Genomic DNA, 1,562 nt, shown 5'->3' on the forward strand with positions numbered 1-1,562 from the left:
GTCGGCCGCCCAGTCGAAATAAGCCGCGAGCGCGGGAATGAGCGTTGTAATGAGCGTGGAAAAGGGGTCACATGCCGACGAAAGAGCGTGGAAATCGACGATTGCTGCCGCCGTTTTCCGTGATGCCGCGCAGGGAGCCCCCGGAGCGATGTCCGACAGCCCGCCTCACGGCGAGGGGCTAGTCCTTCGCCTCCTGGGAGAGATCGAGGTCGAAAAGGACGGCACCTTCCTTGCGCTGCCGCCGTCGAAAAAAACGCGTGCCCTGCTCGCCTATCTGGCCGTTGTCCGCCGGCCGTAGCGGCGCGACAGGCTGTGCGCGATGTTTTGGGAGATCCCGGACGATCCACGCGGGGCGCTGCGCTGGAGCCTCAGCAAGCTGCGGGCTTTGCTCGATCGGCCGGGCGAGCACGTCGTCGCCGACCGGGAGACCGTCGCTTTCGTTACAGGCGGTATCTCGGTCGACCTATTCGAGGTGCGCCGGGCGCTCGCCAGCGGCATCGAGACGGCCACGACCGAGCGGCTTGTCGACTTGGCCGAGTCGTTCCGCGGAGAGTTTCTCGAAGGGCTCGACCTGCCAGCGTGCCATGAATTCCAAGCCTGGTGCACCGCCGAGCGAGAGGATGCGCGCATCGCACGGGTGCGCATCCTCGACACGCTGGTCGGACGCCTCGCCGAAGACCCCGGGCGCGCGCTGCCGTACGCTCGCACGCTGGTGCGGATCGAGGTCGCCGAGGAAGCCTTCCGCGCCCGCCTCGTATCGCTCCTCGGACGGTGCGGCCGCCGCGATGAGGCGCAGCGGCAGTACGACATCGGCCGGCGGCTGCTGACGAAATTGGGGGTACCAGCCACCGGCGTGCTGGAGGCGGCGTGGCACGCGCTGACCGCCCCGACGGCGGCACGGCCTCCGGACCCGGCCGGCGATCACGGCGGCGAAGGTATCGCCGAACCCGGCGGGATCTGCATCTCGGAGGACGCGTTCCGTCAGGTTCGGGGCAAGATCGAGACCGAATTTCGCGACAGCGGCGAGCCGGCGCTGAAGAACATCGCCCGGCAGGTGTGCGTCTACCGCGCTCGGCCGGCATCTGCGCCGGCATCGGCCATACCCGCCGCGACCACCCTGCCTCTGCCCGACAAGCCGTCGATAGCGGTGTTGCCGTTTCAGAACATGAGCAGCGACCCGGAGCAGGAATATTTCGTCGACGGCATGGTCGAGGAGATCATTGCTGCGCTGTCGCGCATCCGCTGGCTGTTCGTCCTCGCCCGGAATTCGAGTTTTACATACAAAGGGCAAGCGGTCGATGTGAAGCAGGTCGGGCGCGAATTGGGCGTGCGCTATGTGCTCGAAGGCTCGGTGCGCAAGAGCGGCAACCGGATTCGCATTACCGGCCAGCTGATCGACGCGGCCACCGGTGCGCATCTCTGGGCCGACCGCTTCGACGGCACGCTGGAAGATGTCTTCGGCCTCCAGGACAAGGTCGCGTCGAGCGTCGTTGGCGTTATCGAACCGGCATTGCAGGTCGCCGAAACCGCGCGTTCGGCCGGCCGGTCAACAAATGATCTCA

At 66.8% G+C, this 1,562-nt stretch carries 2 protein-coding genes; both read left to right on the top strand.

All coding sequences use genetic code 11. The annotated features are described in order from the left end of the window. Nucleotides 1-49 precede the first annotated feature (49 nt). Nucleotides 50-298: a hypothetical protein gene (locus VGK20_00180; GenBank protein ID HEY2772441.1), complete on the top strand. Its 249-nt coding sequence runs from the start codon at nt 50-52 to the stop codon at nt 296-298. Nucleotides 299-319: 21 nt separating this feature from the next. Beyond that, nucleotides 320-1,562, top strand: a 1,243-nt coding sequence (locus tag VGK20_00185; protein ID HEY2772442.1) for a BTAD domain-containing putative transcriptional regulator, incomplete at its 3' end; no start/stop codon positions are given.

The sequence above is a fragment of the Candidatus Binatia bacterium genome (assembly GCA_036493895.1).
In the GTDB taxonomy this organism is placed as follows: Bacteria; Desulfobacterota; Binatia; order UBA1149; family CAITLU01; genus DATNBU01.

Bases quoted from the DNA above. Each gene is read 5' to 3' on its own strand.
- VGK20_00180 (HEY2772441.1), top strand. From the start codon at position 50: ATGAGCGTGGAAAAGGGGTCACATGCCGACGAAAGAGCGTGGAAATCG.